20 protein-coding genes are annotated in these 19,136 nt (G+C 58.3%); 17 read left to right on the top strand and 3 right to left on the bottom strand.

The window, feature by feature from the left end; all coding sequences use genetic code 11:
* The first annotated feature begins 170 nt into the window (after window positions 1-170).
* The 17 genes from secG to KX928_RS20995 all read left to right on the top strand — a co-directional run bounded on the left by secG (window position 171) and on the right by KX928_RS20995 (window position 15,972).
* Window positions 171-536 (top strand): preprotein translocase subunit SecG, encoded by a 366-nt coding sequence (gene secG, locus KX928_RS20915; protein ID WP_219506599.1) that lies wholly within the window; start codon window positions 171-173, stop codon window positions 534-536.
* A gap of 172 nt (window positions 537-708) precedes the next feature.
* Window positions 709-2,355 (top strand): CTP synthase, encoded by a 1,647-nt coding sequence (gene pyrG / locus KX928_RS20920; protein ID WP_219506600.1) that lies wholly within the window; start codon window positions 709-711, stop codon window positions 2,353-2,355.
* 200 nt (window positions 2,356-2,555) lie between these two features.
* A complete protein-coding gene (locus KX928_RS20925) occupies window positions 2,556-3,224 on the top strand; it encodes a hypothetical protein (protein ID WP_219506602.1) in 669 nt (222 codons plus the stop codon).
* Window positions 3,225-3,312: 88 nt separating this feature from the next.
* Entirely contained in the window at window positions 3,313-4,089 is a 777-nt protein-coding gene (gene rlmJ, locus KX928_RS20930) for a 23S rRNA (adenine(2030)-N(6))-methyltransferase RlmJ (protein ID WP_219506603.1), read from the top strand.
* Between the two features lie 65 nt (window positions 4,090-4,154).
* A complete protein-coding gene (locus KX928_RS20935) occupies window positions 4,155-4,805 on the top strand; it encodes a hypothetical protein (RefSeq protein WP_219506605.1) in 651 nt (216 codons plus the stop codon).
* Between the two features lie 51 nt (window positions 4,806-4,856).
* Window positions 4,857-5,249: a tellurite resistance TerB family protein gene (locus tag KX928_RS20940; RefSeq protein WP_257884009.1), complete on the top strand. Its 393-nt coding sequence runs from the start codon at window positions 4,857-4,859 to the stop codon at window positions 5,247-5,249.
* A 37-nt stretch (window positions 5,250-5,286) separates the two neighbouring features.
* Window positions 5,287-5,727 (top strand): tellurite resistance TerB family protein, encoded by a 441-nt coding sequence (locus KX928_RS20945; protein ID WP_219506610.1) that lies wholly within the window; start codon window positions 5,287-5,289, stop codon window positions 5,725-5,727.
* Window positions 5,724-6,464, top strand: coding sequence for a phosphate/phosphite/phosphonate ABC transporter substrate-binding protein (locus tag KX928_RS20950; protein WP_219506619.1), 741 nt, complete (start codon window positions 5,724-5,726; stop codon window positions 6,462-6,464). The genes KX928_RS20945 and KX928_RS20950 overlap by 4 nt, the downstream gene beginning before the upstream one ends.
* A 127-nt stretch (window positions 6,465-6,591) precedes the next feature.
* Window positions 6,592-7,368, top strand: coding sequence for an ABC transporter ATP-binding protein (locus KX928_RS20955; RefSeq protein WP_219506621.1), 777 nt, complete (start codon window positions 6,592-6,594; stop codon window positions 7,366-7,368).
* 33 nt (window positions 7,369-7,401) lie between these two features.
* Window positions 7,402-8,139, top strand: a complete 738-nt coding sequence (locus KX928_RS20960) for a transporter substrate-binding domain-containing protein (RefSeq protein WP_219506623.1) — start codon at window positions 7,402-7,404, stop codon at window positions 8,137-8,139.
* A 48-nt stretch (window positions 8,140-8,187) separates the two neighbouring features.
* On the top strand, window positions 8,188-9,072 hold the full coding sequence (locus tag KX928_RS20965) for an ABC transporter permease (RefSeq protein ID WP_219506627.1): 885 nt from the start codon (window positions 8,188-8,190) through the stop codon (window positions 9,070-9,072).
* Window positions 9,069-9,875 (top strand): ABC transporter permease, encoded by an 807-nt coding sequence (locus KX928_RS20970; protein ID WP_219506629.1) that lies wholly within the window; start codon window positions 9,069-9,071, stop codon window positions 9,873-9,875. The genes KX928_RS20965 and KX928_RS20970 overlap by 4 nt, the downstream gene beginning before the upstream one ends.
* Before the next feature lie 85 nt (window positions 9,876-9,960).
* Window positions 9,961-11,295 (top strand): glutamine synthetase family protein, encoded by a 1,335-nt coding sequence (locus KX928_RS20975; RefSeq protein WP_219506631.1) that lies wholly within the window; start codon window positions 9,961-9,963, stop codon window positions 11,293-11,295.
* Window positions 11,296-11,300: 5 nt separating this feature from the next.
* Window positions 11,301-11,978 (top strand): type 1 glutamine amidotransferase, encoded by a 678-nt coding sequence (locus KX928_RS20980; protein ID WP_219506633.1) that lies wholly within the window; start codon window positions 11,301-11,303, stop codon window positions 11,976-11,978.
* Window positions 11,978-13,336 (top strand): glutamine synthetase family protein, encoded by a 1,359-nt coding sequence (locus KX928_RS20985; RefSeq protein ID WP_219506635.1) that lies wholly within the window; start codon window positions 11,978-11,980, stop codon window positions 13,334-13,336. The genes KX928_RS20980 and KX928_RS20985 overlap by 1 nt, the downstream gene beginning before the upstream one ends.
* Before the next feature lie 54 nt (window positions 13,337-13,390).
* Entirely contained in the window at window positions 13,391-14,695 is a 1,305-nt protein-coding gene (locus tag KX928_RS20990; RefSeq protein WP_219506637.1) for an NAD(P)/FAD-dependent oxidoreductase, read from the top strand.
* 86 nt (window positions 14,696-14,781) lie between these two features.
* Window positions 14,782-15,972 carry a DegT/DnrJ/EryC1/StrS family aminotransferase gene (locus KX928_RS20995; RefSeq protein WP_219506639.1) on the top strand — a complete coding sequence of 397 codons (1,191 nt, stop codon included), beginning with the start codon at window positions 14,782-14,784 and terminating at the stop codon, window positions 15,970-15,972.
* A 2-nt stretch (window positions 15,973-15,974) separates the two neighbouring features.
* Here KX928_RS20995 and phaR read toward each other — a convergent pair whose 3' ends face one another.
* From phaR to KX928_RS21010, 3 genes are all read right to left on the bottom strand, one after another.
* Window positions 15,975-16,538: a polyhydroxyalkanoate synthesis repressor PhaR gene (phaR, locus tag KX928_RS21000; protein WP_219506641.1), complete on the bottom strand. Its 564-nt coding sequence runs from the start codon at window positions 16,536-16,538 to the stop codon at window positions 15,975-15,977.
* Between the two features lie 134 nt (window positions 16,539-16,672).
* A complete protein-coding gene (locus tag KX928_RS21005; RefSeq protein WP_219506643.1) occupies window positions 16,673-17,119 on the bottom strand; it encodes a phasin family protein in 447 nt (148 codons plus the stop codon).
* Window positions 17,120-17,259: 140 nt separating this feature from the next.
* Window positions 17,260-19,065 carry a PHA/PHB synthase family protein gene (locus KX928_RS21010; RefSeq protein WP_219506645.1) on the bottom strand — a complete coding sequence of 602 codons (1,806 nt, stop codon included), beginning with the start codon at window positions 19,063-19,065 and terminating at the stop codon, window positions 17,260-17,262.
* Between the last annotated feature and the right edge of the window lie 71 nt (window positions 19,066-19,136).

Below are 19,136 nucleotides of genomic sequence, written 5' to 3' on the forward strand. Positions count from 1 at the left end.
CTTAGTCTGCGCGCATGAGAGAGTAACTTCGACAGACCGTCGCCCGGATGACACGCCTCGCGACGGTCTTGACTTGTGCACAGCAATCCAAATCAGGGCGATCCTCCCTTGCGAGTATGAGCAAACTTGCCTAGATACCCTCAAAGTCAAATCAAACCCGCAGGTCCTTAATGGAAAACGTCATCCTGATCGTCCACCTTATTCTGGCGCTGAGCCTGATCGCCGTTGTGCTCATGCAGCGCTCCGAAGGTGGTGGTCTGGGTATGGGTGGCGGTGGCGGTGGCGCCATGTCCGGACGTGCCGCAGCGACTGCGCTGGGAAAACTGACATGGCTTCTGGCCATCGCCTTCATCGGCACCTCGATCACCCTGACCATTTTCGCGGCGGAAAACGCCTCCGGCTCATCGGTTGTGGACCGCCTTGGCGTGACGCCGCCCGCGCTGAACGAGCCCGCGACCCCCGCCGTCCCAGAGAGCGATGCACTGTTGCCGCCTTCGGCCGATGACACCGCGCCGCTTGTTCCTCTGGCGGATTAACCTCTGACTACAACCCCTTGCGGATGTAAGATGTTTTGCAACATCATGTTGCGGTACGTCTTGCCTTTGCACCCCGAATCCTGTTAGGCTTAAGTCCCGTGGAACTGCGAATTTCGCAGCCAATTCGGGCGGCTTTTCAAAACCGCCAAGATGCACGGGAGCATATCAGACCATGGCACGTTATATCTTTATCACCGGTGGTGTGGTGTCCTCCCTTGGCAAAGGTCTCGCTTCAGCCGCGCTGGGATCCCTGTTGCAGGCACGTGGCTTTTCCGTGCGGTTGCGCAAGCTTGATCCCTACCTCAACGTCGACCCGGGGACGATGTCCCCGTTCGAGCATGGCGAGGTTTTTGTCACCGACGACGGCGCTGAGACCGACCTCGACCTCGGTCACTACGAGCGCTTCACGGGTGTCGCGGCGCGCAATACTGATTCCGTATCCTCGGGTCGCGTCTACTCCACCGTGCTCGAAAAAGAGCGGCGGGGGGATTACCTGGGTAAAACGATTCAGGTCATTCCGCATGTCACGAACGAGATTAAAGCCTTCCTCGATATTGGCGGCGACGAGGTGGATTTCATGTTGTGCGAAATCGGCGGCACGGTGGGCGACATCGAGGGGCTGCCCTTCTTCGAGGCCATTCGCCAGTTCGCACATGACAAGCCGCGGGGTCAGTGCATCTTCATGCACCTGACACTGCTGCCTTACCTTGCCGCCTCGGGCGAACTGAAAACCAAGCCGACCCAGCACTCGGTGAAGGAACTGCAGAGCATCGGGATCGCGCCCGATATTCTGGTTTGTCGTTCCGAACAACCCATTCCGGAGAAGGAGCGCGAAAAGATCGCCCTCTTCTGCAACGTCCGCAAGGAAGCAGTGGTTGCGGCCTATGACCTGAAAACCATTTACGACGCGCCGCTGGCCTATCATGAACAGGGTCTGGACCAGGCGGTGTTGGATGCGTTTGACATCTCTCCCGCACCGAAACCGGACCTGACGGTGTGGCGGGATGTGTCTGACCGCGTTCACAACCCAGAAGGCGAAGTCAAGGTCGCTATTGTGGGCAAGTACACCCAGCTTGAAGACGCTTACAAATCCATTGCCGAGGCTTTGACCCACGGCGGCATGGCAAATCGGGTCAAAGTCCGTGTCGAATGGGTTGATGCCGAAGTCTTCGACCAGGCGGACGATGTCGCCCCGCATCTCGAAGGGTTCCACGCGATCCTCGTGCCCGGTGGTTTTGGTGAGCGCGGCACGGAGGGCAAGATCAAGGCTGCCGAATTCGCGCGCACCCGTAAGGTCCCTTACCTGGGCATCTGTCTGGGCATGCAGATGGCGGTGATCGAAGCCGCGCGCAACGTGGCCGACATCAAGACGGCGGGATCTGAGGAATTTGATCACGAGGCGGGCAAGAAGCGATTTGAACCGGTTGTCTATCACCTGAAGGAATGGGTGCAGGGGAATGCGAAGGTTTCGCGCAAGGTCGGGGACGACAAGGGTGGCACCATGCGACTGGGTGCTTACGACGCTGTGCTCAAAGAAGGCACACGGGTTGCAGAAGTATACGGCTCTTTGGCGATAGACGAACGGCACCGTCACCGTTACGAAGTGGACATCAAGTACCGGGATCAACTGGAAAAGGCGGGACTGTGTTTTTCGGGCATGTCGCCCGACGGTAAATTGCCGGAGATCGTCGAATGGCCGGATCACCCCTGGTTTATCGGCGTGCAATTTCACCCCGAGCTCAAATCCAAGCCGTTTGACCCGCACCCGCTGTTCAAAGACTTCGTGCGTGCCGCGAAAGAGATTTCACGCCTCGTGTGACAATCGCGTCCCTTGCATCTGGAAACAATCATCCGGTTTCCAGATGATTTGGCACATTTTTTCCGATCAAATTGCTGCGATGGGCGGTTTCTCGCACCCCTGCATTCACTGACCGCCAAAAAACGTGGTTAACACTTTCAGACTCAAATCCTCCCGCATAACGTGAACTTGTACAGATTTGAGGTTTGGGAGTTACGAATATGACAATGAAGGCCTTCCCTATCGCGGCTTTGCTCGTGTCACTGGGTGCGTCTGTTGACGCCAAGGTCATTGGTTTTTCAGCTGTGTTCACGGGTGACAATCTCTCTGAATTATACACTGCCGATGCCGAGATCTGCGAGGATGTTGACGGCGGCTGTAACATTCCCGGCTTCACGGTGCCCGAGACACTGCGATCCCCCCTCGCTCCTTTCGCCGGCCTGTCCACGGGCACGCGGCTGCCCTTCCGGTTTGACCTCGATGAGTCCAGCGGCGTGGAATGCGCGATCGGCAGCTACTTCGAATGTTCCGGGCTGGAAGGCGTGAATGAAAAGCTCGACAGTACCGGGCAGCTCGTGGGATTCGAGGTCTTTGACTTTTGGGGAGACTATGATGTTCGCGTCGACCTCGCCGGTCAGAGCGTGGATTTCTTCGGTGCCGCGGGCAGCTTTCTACCCGGTGGGTGCACCGCTGAAGAAGGGGCTGAGAAAGGGCTGCCTGAAGGGTTTTGCGACTTTTTCGGTTACGAGGCCAACTTCGAAATCGTGGCTGATGGTGCCGTCGCATTTGCGGCAGACGACGTCGCTGTTGTGCCGCTGAATGCGTCGATCCTCTTTTCACTGTTCGGAGTGACAGCCCTGGCCGCGGCACGGCGCGTGAAAAAGACATAACTGCCACGCGCCGGGTGTGTCAGTAATTCTGTGACCCGATCCACGTTTTCACGTTGCGTGCCAGCTCCGTTGGGCTAAACCCGGCGGCATGCTCAGCTATCAACACAGTTATCATGCCGGAAATCTTGCGGATGTGCACAAGCACAGCCTTTTGGCATGGATACTGGGATATCTGCTGCAAAAAGATAAGCCGTTAACCTATATCGAAACACATGCAGGCCGGGCCCTGTATGATCTGGCCGATGCCGCGTCGCTGAAAACCGGGGAAGCCGCCAAGGGTATCGGACACGTGTCGGATTGGTTCGGGCCGGATCACCCCTATGCCAGAGTCCTAAGGATCACGCGCGATGCGCATGGCCCCGACAGCTACCCGGGTTCGCCGTTGATCGCGGCCACGCTGCTACGCCCAAACGACACGATCCACCTCGCAGAATTACATCCTGCCGAACATGCCGCGCTCGATTTCGCGCTCTCCGCCTATGGGCCCAAATGCTACAACATGGACGGCTTCGAGCTTGCGCATTCCGTGGTGCCACCCACGCCCCGCCGCGGGTTCATACTGATCGACCCAAGTTACGAAATCAAAAGCGATTACAATGACATTCCGAACCACATTGCCCACCTGTCGCGTGCATGGAACGTCGGGATCCTGTGTCTGTGGTATCCGATCCTGACATCGAAATCCCACCTTCCCATGATCACACGCCTGCAAGACACCTATCCGGAAGCCTTGCGGCACGAAGTTCACTTTGCCCCGGCGCGTCCGGGGCATGGCATGGTCGGGTCCGGCCTGTTTGTCATCAACCCGCCCTATGGTTTGGATATCGAAGCCCGGCGCATGGGTGAACGCTTTGCGTCATTGTAGTATCGGGCGGGCTGCTATCTCATTCCCGGCTAGGCAGAATCCGTTTTGCGTGGCAACATGCAGACATGCGTTTGGGACTGACACTCATACTGATGACCCTGGGCCGCGCTGCGCTTGCCTGCGGCACACCGGTGTGTCTGGTCGATCCCGAGGCATTGCAGTTGACGCGGATCATCACCTTCGACGACACACGGTCCAGTCAGGGGCCGGGATATCTTGTGCCAGACCTTCTGGTGCTTGAAGGCGCGATATTCGGCGAGCGGTTTGCCGGCCAGGTCATTGCCCCGGTCGGGGATCACGATCAGGTCGATGGCGCGGCGCTTCCACCCTTGACGGTGATGCCCGGAGATAAGGGCCAGAACCTGTCGGTCGTGTTCATGCAAGGCAACAACGTGTTGAACGGCTACGGCGTGGCGGGATATCCCAAGCGCCATGCGCAGGGCGAAGGCGCAATGGCCTTTCTGTTTGACGATGACCAGTCGGCGCTTTCGTTCCAGCTGCGTGGCGGAGAAGAAGGCACCGCCCGCGCGGTGTTTCTGCGACGAGACGGTCAGGTTATCATGAGCATGGATCTTCCGCCGGCGGGCGAACATGCGTTTGGGTTTATCCGAGCAACCGGCATCGCAGACATCGCGGGTGTCGTGATCACCAACACCGATCCGCAGGGCCTTGCGCTCGACAATGTCCGCTTTGGCAAAAACCCGGAACTCAGTTAAACACTTATGTTTGAAAGACTATTCCCCCGCAGGAAACCCGATCCGAAGCCCTTGCCACAACCTAATGCGCAGCTGGCCCTCGGCGCGCTGCTGGTACGTATCGCGTTTGCGGACAAGTCATATCAGGCCGCGGAAGTCGGGCAGATCGACAAAATTCTGGCCAGCACTTTCGATCTCAAGCCACTGGAGGCCGCAAAGTTACGCGCAACATGCGAAGCGCTGGAGCGGCATGCACCGGGCACCCCGGAGTTCGCCCGGATTCTGCGCGACGAGGTGGATTACGAAGACCGAAAAGCCCTGGCAGATGCGATGTGGTCCGTGGCTCTGGCCGACGGCGAGCGGGATGAAGGCGAAGAACTTCAGTTGCTGGCAATCGAAACGGCGCTTGGCTTGACGGATGCTGACATTGCGGCGGCGCGGCGTACAGCACTTGCACCCAAGTGATATTGGCAGAGCCTGCAATCCCGACTATATCGCCCTCATGTTTGGAGAATTCATAAAACGGTTGACGCAACCGGAACCTGCCGCGCTTCCCGATGAGGACGCCCGGCTCGCTTTGACTGCTCTGCTCGTACGCATCGCGCGGTCTGACAATGATTACAGCGCCCGGGAAAAAGAGCGGATAGACCAGATCAACGCCCGCAGATACAATTTGGGTCCCGGCGCCACAAGTGCCCTGCGCGCGGAAGCCGAAACGCTTGAGGCAGAAGCCCCCGATACCGTCAGGTTCACCCGCGCGATCAAGGATGCTGTGCCCTACGAAGACCGGCTCGCGGTTGTGCAGGCGCTTTGGCAGGTCGTTCTGGCCGATGGTGCCCGGGCGCAGGAAGAGGACGCAATCGTTCGGATGGCAACAAATTTCCTGGGCGTCAGCGACCGCGACTCGGCTCATGCCAGACAGGCCGTGGACCGCGCCGGGTGACAGCCAGCCTGCCGATGTATGACACGACCACAACCCGGGCTGCCAATGACCGGCTGTGGCGGCTGATCCGACAGCAACTGCGCCACGGACCCGTTGATCTGGATCGTCAAAGCGATCCGCACGATACGTGGAATGACCCCGGCCTGGTCCTGTCGCAAACCTGCGGATTGCCCTATCGCAGCGTTCTGCATGACAGTGTTGCGCTGGTGGGCACACCGGATTACCGCGTGCGCGGCTGCCCACAGGGATATTATAAATCCTACGTGGTGGTGCGCAAAGATGACCCGCGCCGCGACATCGGTGATTTCAGGGAAGCTGTTCTGGCACGCAATGACGTGCGGTCTCAATCAGGATGGGCAGCCATCGAAGGATACCTTGCCGAAAACGATGTTGGGTTCAGTTTCGTCGGGCACACGCTCGACACCGGCAGTCATCTGCGCGCCGCTGAGGCGGTGGCAGCGGGGCGTGCCGACATAGCCGCCTTGGACGCTGTGACGTGGACGCTGATCAAACGCGAAAGCGCGGTGGCCGGGCAGTTGCGGGTGCTGTTGTCAACGCGGCCAACCCCGGGTCTGCCTTTCATCACATCCGCGGGCAACGACGTGGACCGCCTGTTTGATGCCATCGCATCCGCCATCCCTGCCCTGTCCGGTCGTGACCGCGGGCGATTGCTTCTCAAGGGAATTGTGCGGATCCCAAAGGAAGCCTACCTCGCAGAACCGCTGCCTCCTGAATGAATCGGGCGTACAAGCCTCAAAAACTCCCAACTTACCCGGCGGATTTCAGAAATCCCCGCATTCTGCGTTGCAAATGACGTCAAATTGACCCCTTATACCGCCTTGAATCAACAAAGAGACAGTTGCCTTGTCCACTCAACCGCCAGTCATCGAGATCAGAAACCTGCACAAGGCCTATGGCGCGCTCGAAGTACTCAAGGGCGTGAGCATTACCGCCCCGAAGGGCCACGTAATCTCGCTCATCGGGTCGTCGGGGTCTGGGAAGTCCACCTTGTTGCGCTGTTGCAATCTGCTGGAGGACAGTCAGCAGGGCGACATCATCTTCAAGGGCGAGCCGGTCAAATGGCAGGGCTCCGGCCATGGGCGCCGCCCGTCGGATGCGGGCCAAGTTTTGCGCATTCGCACGAACCTGTCGATGGTTTTTCAGCAGTTTAACCTCTGGGCACATATGTCGATCCTGCAAAATGTGATGGAAGCACCGCTCACCGTGCTGAAACTCGAACGTGCGCAGGTCGAAGAAGCGGCGCGCCGTTATCTCGACAAGGTCGGCATCGGCGACAAATGTGATGCCTACCCCGCTCAGCTCTCAGGGGGTCAGCAACAGCGCGCCGCCATTGCGCGTGCATTGTGCATGGAACCGGAGGCGCTGTTGTTTGATGAACCGACCTCCGCTCTCGACCCGGAGCTTGAACAGGAAGTTGTCAGGGTTATCAAGGATCTGGCAGCCGAAGGGCGCACGATGATGATCGTGACGCACGATATGAAACTGGCCGCCGATGTGTCGGACCACGTGGTCTTTCTGCATCAGGGCCTGATCGAAGAACAGGGTCCACCGGAAACGCTTTTCGGTGCACCCAAATCGGAACGATTGCGCGGGTTCCTCTCCGCAACCTACGCAGCGTAACCCAAAAATCAAAACCAAACGGGAGACTTAACAATGAAATCGATTATCCTGACCACGGCGGCCGTTGCACTGACCGCCGGAATGGCCATGGCCGACGGCCACGCGAAAACTGTCCGCATGGGCACCGAGGGCGCCTACCCTCCCTACAACTTCATCAACGATGCGGGCGAGTTGGACGGCTTTGAGCGCGAATTGGGCGATGAACTCTGTGTCCGCGCCGAACTGACCTGCGAATGGGTCAAGAACGACTGGGACAGCATCATACCTAACCTCGTCTCGGGCAACTACGACACGATCATGGCCGGTATGAGCATCACCGACGAACGCGACGAAGTCATTGACTTCACCCAGAGCTACATCCCGCCTGAAGCCTCCGGATACGTTGCAGCATCCGAAAACGTCGATATAGAGAGCGGCGTGATCGCGGCTCAAACGGCGACCATCCAGGCAGGCTACATCGCCGAAAGCAGTGCCACACTCGTTGAATTCGCCACGCCCGAAGAGACGGTTGCAGCCGTGCGCAACGGCGAGGCCGATGCGGTCTTCGCACAGAAACAGTATCTCGACTCTCTCGTCGAAGCCTCCGGCGGCCAGCTGATGTACGTGGGCGAAGACGTGCCGCTGGGTGGTGGGGTCGGTATTGGCCTCAGAGAGAGTGATGAAGAATTGCAGGGTAAATTTGACGCAGCCATCGTTTCGATGAAGGAAGACGGCACGCTGAACGCGATGATCTCGAAATGGTTCGGCGACGACGCGACCCTTTACGAATAAAGATAATGACCGGCGCGGCGACGGCCGCGCCGGTCAGATCAAACCCAGATGTTTTCCTATTGCACCGAACCCGACACGCTCGCATCGCTGGCATGGCTCACATGCTATCTGACGACGGGCGCGCACATGTCCCTTTACATGTCGGTTTTCGTGGTGCTTTTGCTCATCGCGATCACCGCTCCTGTAGCACTTCTGTTCGGTTTCGGCGGAGCGAGCGCCGCGCGATCTGCCTTTCCGCCGCTTAGTTGGCTTGGCAAGGGCTACATCGCAATTGTGCGCGGCGTGCCGGATATCGCGTTTTTCCTTTTCTTCGTCATCGCACTGGATCAGGCCATCGAATGGCTGCGCCATCAGGCGCTGTGCCCCGACTGGTCCGAGCCGATCCGGCAAGGCAACGATTTCGTTGTCTGCCAGGCCGCCAAAATGCCTTTGGGCAATGCGCCACAGTGGGTTCATGAAACCTACGGCTTCTCCCTTGCCGTCCTGACCTTCGCCATCGTTTTCGGTGCTTTCGCGGCCAACGTTCTTTTTGGCGCCATGCGTGCGGTCCCGCGCGCACAGCTGGAGACAGCGGAGGCCTATGGCATGACTGAACGGCAGACCTTCTGGCGCGTCCTGGTCCCGCAGATGTGGGTCTACGCCCTGCCGGGTCTTTCCAACCTCTGGATGGTTTTGATCAAAGCCACGCCCCTGCTGTTCCTGCTGGGGGTCGAGGACATCGTGTACTGGGCGCGCGAACTGGGCGGTACAAAAACGCCGCGCTTCACCGATTACCCGCATGGTGACTGGCGGATGTGGTACTTTCTGGCCCTGTTGGTTTTCTACCTGATCTTCACGCGCATCTCCGAGGTTGCGCTTGACAAACTGATGGCGAGGCTTACCCGCGGGCAAGCAACAGCCGCTGGCGAAGCGCAACGAAAGGCTGTCGCATGAGCTGCTGGCAAACCATTCAGGACTATGGGCTGCGGTCCGTCGGTATCGGGGAAAGGTTGCTCCCGCGCGAAGACTTCACCTTGTGCCACCAGTTCACGCTGATCGGGTCGGGCATGATCTGGAACATCTACTTCGGTGTTCTGGCCCTGTGCCTTGGGTTCTTCCTGGCGACCGCGCTGGCGATGGGCAAAGCCTCGTCACGCGCCGTGTTCCGCAAGCCCGCGCAGTGGTTCATCTTCATCTTCCGGGGGTCGCCGCTGTTCATCCAGTTCTTCTTTGGTTACTTCCTGTTTTTGAACCTGAAATCGGTTTATCCGATCTTTGACCCGTTCACGGCTGCGTGGCTTGGCGCGCTGATCGTGTTGTTCCTGAACACGGCCGCCTATTCAGCCGAGATTTTCTACGGAGCCCTTCTATCCATCCCCAAGGGCGATACAGAAGCCGCCGACGCCTACGGCATGTCGGGCTGGTCACGGTTCAAACGGGTTATCTGGCCGACGATGCTCAGGCTCGCGTGGCCTGCCTATACAAACGAGGCGATCTTTCTGTTTCACGCAACGGCACTGGTCTTCTTCTCCGGCTTTCCGGCGTGGCAGCAACGGGGCGATGCTCTCTATTACGCGAATTATTTTGCCGACAAGACATTCAATCCGTTTGTGCCCTATCCCATCCTTGCCGGGTACTTCATCCTGCTGACGCTTGTCATTGTGGGCGTGTTCGGTCTCGTCAATGCCCGTCTCAACCGCCATTTACCGCAGAATATGCGGCGCAAAATGAGGTTGCGCCCGAACCTGATCCGGTAGTATCCATAATTTGATCAAATTATCCGTGGCGCTGGCCATGGGTCAGGCCCATGCGCCTTTTGCCAGCCCACCACCTTGGTGAATTATGAAGAACTGGCTCCGCAAGAACCCCCAAGTCCGCACCATCCGTGTCGCGGCCTCCGATCTCAATGGACAGGCCCGTGGCAAGCGCATCCCTTCGCGATACGCCGACAAGGCTGTCGAAGACGGCACACGGTTCCCGATGTCGGTCCTCAATCTGGACATATGGGGCGAGGATATCGACAACAGCCCGCTGGTCTTTGACAGCGGTGACAAGGATGGCGTCCTGAAACCAACGGAACGGGGGTTCATGCCGATGCCATGGCTGGATGCCCCCACAGCGTTACTGCCGATATGGATGTTTCACGAAGATGGCCGCCCCTATGAAGGGGACCCGCGCCACGCCCTGCGCGCTGTTCTGGAACGGTACACAGCGCGTGGGCTGACCCCGGTTTGCGCCGTCGAGCTGGAGTTCTTTCTGATCGACGATTCCGGGCGGAAACTGCAAGTGCCCCCCTCGCCACGTTCCGGCAAACGCCGGGTTGCAGGCGAAATCCTGTCTTTGCGGGCTCTTGATCAGTTCGATACCTTCTTTACCGATCTCTACGATGCCTGCGAAGAGATGGACATCCCGGCAGATACGGCGATTTCAGAAGCGGGCCTGGGGCAGTTCGAGATCAACCTCATGCATTGCGACGACGCCCTGCGCGCGGCAGATGATGCATGGCTTTTCAAGATGCTGGTGAAAGGCATGGCGCGCAAACATGGGTTTGCCGCCAGTTTCATGGCCAAGCCCTATGAGGATTACTCCGGATCGGGCCTGCACGTGCACTTCTCGGTTCTGGATGATGAAGGCAATAACGTGTTTGACGACGGTGGCCCCGAAGGCACCGACATGCTGCGGCATGCCGTGGCGGGCTGCCTGAGCGCGATGCCCGGCTCTGCTTTGATCTTTGCCCCCCATGCCAACAGTTTTGACCGGATGGTGCCGGGGTCACACGCCCCGACCGGCATCAGCTGGGCCTACGAGAACCGTACATCCGCTATCCGCATTCCCTCTGGCAGCCCGGCGGCACGGCGTATCGAACACCGGGTCGCGGGAGGTGATGTCAATCCGTACCTGATGCTGGCCGCCGTGTTGGGGGCCGCCATCAACGGTATTGAGGATGCTGTCGAGCCCCCAAAACCAATCACCGGAAACGCCTACGCGGCGGAGCTTCCACAGATTCCGGGAGACTGGAAAACCGCGATTGACAGTTTCGAGGCCAGCCCTGAAATCGCGCGGATTTTCGCGCCCGAGATGATCCGTAATCTTGTGCTGACCAAACGGCAGGAACTGCATTACATGCAAGAACTCAGCCCGTCAGAGCAGGTCACCATATATCTGGATACGGTGTGAGCCCCATGAAGATAGGCATTCTGATCACCGGACATCCGCCCGACGCATTGATGGCGAATGGAACCTACGACGCGTATTTCGCCCGCCTGCTTGACGGGCACGGGTTTACCTTTCAGGGGTGGTCTGTTGTTGACGGTATCTTCCCGAAAACTGTGCATGACGCCGATGGCTGGCTGATCACCGGGTCAAAGCACGGAGCCTATGAGGCGCACGGCTGGATATCCCCGCTGGAAGACTTCATCCGCGACGCCTACGCGGCGAAACGCCCGATGATCGGCGTCTGTTTCGGTCATCAGGTCATTGCGCAGGCCATGGGGGGCAGGGTCGAGAAATTCGAAGGCGGCTGGTCCGTCGGGCATACCGAATACCGGATGGACGACAAGACAATTGCCATAAATGCATGGCATCAGGATCAGGTTGTCAAAAAGCCTGACGGTGCCGTTGTTATCGCCAGCAATGCGTTCTGCCAGTATGCGGCGCTGCGCTACGATGACCGGATCTGGACGATCCAGCCCCATCCAGAGTACGAAGCCGATTTCATTGACGGGCTGATCAGAACACGTGGCAAGGGGGTTGTGCCGGAAACCCTGCTGGCGCAGGCCACGGAAAAACTCGGTGCGCCGACAGACCGGGATCTGATTGCCGAAACCATGGCGTCATTTTTCAAGAAAGAGAGGGCCTGATGGCCGATTGGACTCAAGAACTGCCCGCTGCGGCGCAGGTGTATCTGGAAGGGCGCAGGCTGGATGAAGTGGAATGTATCATCTCCGACCTGCCCGGCATTGCGCGCGGGAAAGCCGTGCCAGCGTCGAAATTCGCGCGTCAGGACTATTTTCACCTGCCTGACAGTATCTTTTACCAGACCATCACCGGCGACTGGGGCGAAGCCGCCGGCGAGGAGGGTTTCATCGAAAAAGATATGATCCTCAAACCGGATATGAGCACGGCCTCGGCAGCTCCATGGACAGGCGACTGGACTTTGCAGGTCATCCATGACGCCTATGATCGTGCCGATGTGCCGGTGCCTTTCAGCCCACGCAATGTGCTGAAACGCGTCTGCCAGCTATATCGTGACAAGGGATGGGAACCCGTCGTCGCCCCGGAGATGGAATTCTTCCTGGTCGCCCGAAATCTGGATCCTGCCCATGACATCAAGCCGATGATGGGGCGCTCCGGTCGCCCGGCTGCCGCCCGGCAGGCCTATTCCATGACCGCGGTCGATGAGTTCGGCCCGGTGATCGACGATATCTACGATTTCGCCGAAGCCCAGGGGTTTGAGATTGACGGTATCACGCAGGAAGGCGGCGCCGGCCAGTTGGAGATCAACCTGCGCCATGGCGATCCGGTCAAACTGGCGGACGAGGTGTTCTACTTCAAACGGCTGATCCGCGAAGCGGCGCTGCGACATGATTGTTTCGCAACCTTCATGGCCAAACCCATCGCGGACGAACCGGGCAGCGCCATGCATATCCACCACTCCGTTCTGGATACGAAAACAGGACAGAACATTTTTTCCGACAAGGACGCCGGAGAAACCGATGCCTTCGCGCACTTCATCGCGGGGCTGCAAAATCACATGCCCGCCGCCTTGGCGGTGATCGCGCCCTACGTGAACAGCTACCGCCGCTACGTGAAAGATCACGCTGCCCCCATCAATCTTGAGTGGGGTCGGGATAATCGCACCACCGGCATTCGCATTCCCCTGGCAGGACCGGAAGCACGCCGCGTGGAAAACCGTTTGGCTGGTATGGATTGCAACCCCTACCTTGGCATCGCCGCCAGTCTGGCTTGCGGATACCTTGGGCTGACACAGGGCAAGGCCCCAGCCGCTGAATTCAAGGGCGATGCCTATGACGGTGACGGAGATATCCCGCGTGTGCTTGGGTCAGCGCTGGATTTGTTTGAAGAAGCAACCGATCTGCACGAGGTGCTGGGCACGGAATTTGCGCGCGTCTACTCCATCGTGAAGCGGGCAGAATACGACGAGTTCCTGCAGGTCATCTCCCCGTGGGAACGCGAACACCTGTTGCTGAACGTGTGAGCCGGTGATCGCGCGGGCTGAACTGTTGACTACTCGTGCAAAGGCGCTCTTGCGATGAACCTCCTGTTTGCCAACGATAAAACCGGTGAATACCCGCCCAGTTGGTATGCGGCCAGTACAGATGCCATGCCCCCCTTCGACAGCCTGAAAGGTCAGGTCGACGCCGATGTCTGCATCGTCGGGGCGGGCTACACCGGGCTGTCGGCAGCGCTTCACCTGGCCGAAGCCGGTCGCCGCGTTGTGGTGCTGGACGCTCACCGTGTGGGGTTCGGCGCCTCCGGCCGCAATGGCGGTCAATTGGGCAGTGGGCAGCGGGTCGATCAGGAGGCTCTGGAAAAAATGGCCGGGCGTGAAACTGCCCGGGCCCTGTGGGACCTCGGGGAAGATGCCAAGGCGCTCGTTAAAAACCTGATCGCCAAACATAACATCAACTGCCATCTCAAGCCGGGTGTCGCCTGGACCGGATCGACCGCGTCGGATGTTGCCGGGCTTCACGATTACGCTGCGGTGCTTCAGAACCGCTACGACTATGATCAGATCGAGGCGTTGGACGCTGACGCCTGTCACGCCCTCTGCCCCTCTCCCGACTACAAGGGCGGGCTTCTGGACCGGGGCGCTGCGCATCTGCATCCTCTGGCACTGACTGTGGGCTTGGCGCGGGCCGCAAGCGCCGCGGGTGCCCAAATCTTCGAACGCTCCTGCGTGCATCACCTGGATCACGGAAAACGGGTCACTCTGCGCACAGATGCCGGTCGCGTGGTCGCGGATCACGTGATCCTGGCGTGCAACGGATATCTGTCGTCGCTGGCGCCCGCCGTGTCCGCCCGGGTGATGCCCATCAATAACTTCATCGTCGCAACCGAACCGCTGGAGAACCGGGCGCAAGAGGTGCTGACGCAGGATATCGCGGTGGCCGACAGTCGCTTCGTGGTCAACTACTTCCGCCTGTCTCACGACAAACGCCTGCTGTTTGGCGGTGGCGAAAGCTACGGGTACCGCTTCCCATCCGATATTTCTGCTGTTGTCCGAAAGCCCATGCAGATCGTCTTCCCGCACCTCAAGGATGTCAAAATCGATTTTGCCTGGGGCGGCACGCTCGGCATTACGATGAAACGGTTCCCCTACCTGGCCAGAGTAGCGCCGAACATTCTGTCAGCGTCCGGATATTCCGGTCATGGCGTCGGGACAGCAACCCATGCCGGGCAGCTGATGGCCAAGGCTATTCAGGGCGAGACGGACGGTTTTGACACGATGGCGGCCATTCCGACCCCTGCTTTCCCCGGTGGCGGTGCGCTGCGCACGCCCTTGCTGGTGCTGGCGATGAGTTGGTATGCGCTGCGGGATCGGCTGGGTTTCTGACGTTTCGGCACGTTGCAAAAGATTCACTTGGTTGGGCCGGGTCATTGATTTAGAATTTCCAAAACATCAATTAAGGAAATTCGAATATGAGCCTTCCGGACATGCATGCGGCAGAAGCCATCCCGGACGCAGCGCGCGAAGAAATTGAGCGCCTCCTGCAAACCGGAGACCTGTTCCGCTACACGGCCCCCTCCGATGCGCCTGTTGCGCTGCTGGAAGCCGAATTCGCGAAGCTGATGGGCAGCAAGTTCGCCCTCGCGGTTTCGTCGTGTTCAGCAGCCCTGTTCCTCTCCTTGAAAGCGCTGGATTTACCACGGGATGCGCGTGTCCTTATCCCCGGGTTCACCTTCGCGGCTGTGCCGTCTTCGATCGTTCACGCCGACTGCGTTCCGGTGTTGTGCGAAGTGGGCGATAATTACCGCGTTGATCTCGACGACTTCGCTGATCGGCTGACAGATAATATTTCGGCTGTCATCATCAGCCACATGCGCGGGCATACATCCGATATGGATGCGATTATGGCGCTGTGTGAGGATGCCGGCGTTCCGGTGATCGAGGACGCGGCTCATTCGCTGGGCACACTGTGGCGGGGCCGAAAGATCGGCACCATCGGCAAAGTGGGATGCTTTTCCTTCCAGTCCTACAAGATGGTCAATGCGGGTGAAGGCGGCATTCTTATCACGGACGATGCGGATCTCGTGGCCCGCGCCATCATCATGTCCGGCGCTTACGAGCATAACTGGAAAAAGCACCCGGTCCTGCTGGAGGCGTTCGGGCGGCATCAGAACAAGCTGCCACTCTATAATCTGCGCCTCAACAACCTTTCAGCAGCCCTCGTACGGCCACAGTTGGAAGAATTGCCAAGGCGCGTCCGCGATGGACGCCGCAACCATGACTACGTCGCTGACCGCCTGATGCAATCGGCTTACATCGACGTGCCCGCGCCGCTGGAGGGCGAGGAACGGGCGCCCGACAGCATTCAGTTCAATCTTGTCGGATTGGACGATGCAACCATCGCCGCGTTCTCGCGCCGTGCGGCCGAGGCGGGCGTGACCGTGCAGGTGTTCGGGCAAAGCACGGACAATGCGCGAGCCTTCTGGAACTGGCAGTTTCTGAAAGAATTACCGGAGCTGCCGCAGACCCGGAACATGTTGATGCATGCCTGCGACGTGCGCCTGCCCGTGCGATTGAGGCGACCGGAACTGGATGCGGTTGCAGATGTACTGCTGACCACACTCGACAAGGTCATCCGCGCGCCGAAGTCAGCCGTCGCCTGACATCACTTCAGCTTGGACAGCTTGTCCTGAAGTTCCGCCAACTGCTTTTTGATCGCGTCGAGATCTTCGCCGCCGTCTTCACCTGCGGCGTTGCTGTCCTCTTCCGGTGCACTCCATCCGCTGGCGCCGCCCAGGCCACCTGTCATCGCCTTCATGAAAGCTTTTTGCTGCGCCTGCATCAATTCGAACCCGGGCATTTTCGCCATCGGGTTCATCGCATTCATCTTGTCCATCATCTGGGACTGCCCATCCCGCAACATCTCGAAGGAGGCTTGCAGGAATTGAGGCACGACACTGGCGCCCGGTGTCATGTAGCTGCGCACCAGATCATTCAGGACGTCAACGGGCAGAACACTTTCGCCCCGGCTTTCATGTTCGGCAATGATTTGAAGAAGGTATTGGCGTGTCAGGTCGTCGCCTGACTTCAGATCCACGATCTGAACCTCGCGGCCTTCGCGGATCAGGCTGGCGATATCTTCCAGCGTGACGTAGTCGCTGGTTTCCGTGTTGTAGAGACGCCGACTTGCATATCGCTTGATGAGCAATGGTTTGTCTTTTTCGGCCACAAGAAATCTCCCTCATCCTGCGCTGCACTGCAGCTTAGGACACAGTTTTGTAAAAAGAAAGGGCGGGCTTACGAAGCCCGCCCTTCTAGTTTGCGCCATTCAGGGAGGAGTTAGGCGCTAAACTATAAACCGTATTACTTGGCTGTAGCTGCTTTTTTGACAGCGGCAGTTGCTTCGGTTGTCGCTTTTTTGACAGCGGCCGTTGCATCTTCGCTCATGTCTTTGCCAGCAGCCATCATCAGCTCAACTGTGTCCATTTGCGCTTTTTTCGCAACTTCTGCGAATGCCGCCATGTGCTCAGCAGCTGTTTCGGAGTATGCGGACGCGAAGTCGGTCATTGCTTTTGCGTAGTCAACCGGCTCTTTTTTTGCTTTCGACATCTCTGCCAGCTTGGCGAGTGTTTCCTGGGTCCATTTGCTGGAGATCGCTGTGGATTTCTCAGCAGCTGTCAGGGCCACGCCGGACAGTTTCTCGTTCAGTGTTGCAGATGTTTTGAAGGCATCTTCAAAAGCAGCTGTGTCAACAGGGAATGCGCCCATGACGTCTTTGAATACGGCGGTCAGGTCAGGTGTCTTTGTCATCTCGAAAATCCTTTTGTCGCTTGCGGGAACATCCCGCGCTTCTGCGTCTGCAAAAGGATATACATGCTGCAGCGCGGCATTTCAAGTATTTTTTCTGCACCGCAGCATTATTCTATCTGTCAGGTAAAAGCCCTTGAAATTCAGAGCGTTGCCTTCTTTGCAACATATGTTCCAGGCGCATCGCACAAAACCGGATGCTCCGAATCGCCCGGAATGCGGGCAGGAATTTTCTTGCCAGAGCGCTTTTTCAGCCAGCTTTCCCAGCGAGGCCACCATGAGCCTTCGGTGAAATCCGCATCCTGCAACCAGTCCGCGTGATCGAGGCTCAGATCGGGGTTGGTATAATGCCCGTACTTGTTGCGGGTCGGCGGATTGACAATGCCCGCGATATGCCCCGATTGCGTGACGATAAACGTCTTGTCCTTTGATCCCATTTGCCGAACGCCGCGGTAACTGTCCTTCCAGGCTGCGATGTGATCCGTCTCGCAGGCGATGGCACACAGCGGGACCTCGATGTCCTGAAGACGCAGTTTGTGACCCATCAAGTCAAACCCGCCTTGCGCAAGTTCGTCACGCTGGCACAACCCGCGCAGATATTGCATCGCCATTTTCGCGGGCAGGTTCGCCCCGTCCCCGTTCCAGTAGAGTAGGTCAAAGGCCGGCGGCGTCTCTCCCATCATGTAACTTTTGATTGCAGGGCCGTAGATCAGATCGTTGGACCGCAGGAACGAGAAGGTCCGCGCCATGATCACGGACGGCAGGACACCCTTGTCTTCGACTTCCTTTTCAATCCCGTCGATAAAGTCATTCGTGAGGAAGGGGGCAAATTCGCCCTGGTCGGAGAAATCCGTCAGCGCGGTAAACAGGGTCGCCGATTTCACCGATTTGTCGCCGCGCTGTTTCAGCAACGATAGCGTCAGGGAGAGCGTCGTGCCCGCGATGCAGTATCCGACAGCGTTTACCTGTTTTTCACCGGTGATTTTCTGGATTTCGCTGATCGCAGCGAGATACCCATCCTCGATGTAATCCTCCATCCCGATGTCCCGATAGGTCGGATCAGGATTGACCCAGGATACCATGAAGACCGTGTAACCCTGATCCGCCAGCCACTTAACAAGGCTGTTTTGCGCCTTCAGATCGAGGATATAGAACTTGTTGATCCAGGGTGGAAAGATCACGAGCGGCGTTTTGTAGACTTCTTCGGTTGTCGCCTCGTACTGAATGAGCTCCATCATCCGGTTACGAAACACCACTTTGCCCGGTGATGTCGCGATGTTTCGCCCCAGCTCAAAGGCATTTTCGTCCGCCAACTTGACGACCAGTTCACCCTTGTTGGCTTCCAGATCACTGATCAGGTTTTCCAGTCCCTGAACAAGGCTTTGGCCTTCGGTTTCAATCGCCCGCTCGAGCGCATCGGGATTGGTGGCCAGAAAATTTGTCGGTGACATCATATCGACGATCTGGCGCGCGAAATACGTCAGCCGGTTCTTTTCATGTGGGTCAAGTTCCTCCACGTTCTCCACGGCAGTCTGCAGCGCCTCGGCGTTAATGAGGTACTGCTTTTTGATGTAGTTGAAGTACGGGTGCGAGTCCCAGAGAGGATTTGCAAAGCGCCGGTCCTTCGGCCCCGGATCTGCCGGTGCGGCCAACTGACCCTTCGACAACTCATGCTGCGCCTGCACAAACTGCTTCATCGTGTCGGCCCAATAAGACATCTGGTGTTCGAACACCTTGGCCGGGTTGCTGACAGCTTCGGCCCAGTAAGCCTGCGCTGCCCGGCCGAACAGTTCCTGATTCGGCCCATCTAACGCGGGGTTATGGGTCTGGCGGTTCGTCAAAACCCGTTGCAAACGTCCTGACAGGTCCTCCACTTTTTTCAGATTTTCCGTCATTCTCTCAAGCGTCTCGCCGGAGGGGATCACGTCACTGTCAGAATGTGTTGTCATGTTAACCTTTCCCTCGTATGTTCGCAGTTGCAGCATAACGTCGTTGGCTTCAGGGGGCGAAGCGACTGCAT

Origin of the sequence: Roseobacter insulae, from assembly GCF_019375555.1 — a bacterium.
Classification (GTDB): Bacteria; Pseudomonadota; Alphaproteobacteria; order Rhodobacterales; family Rhodobacteraceae; genus Roseobacter; species Roseobacter insulae.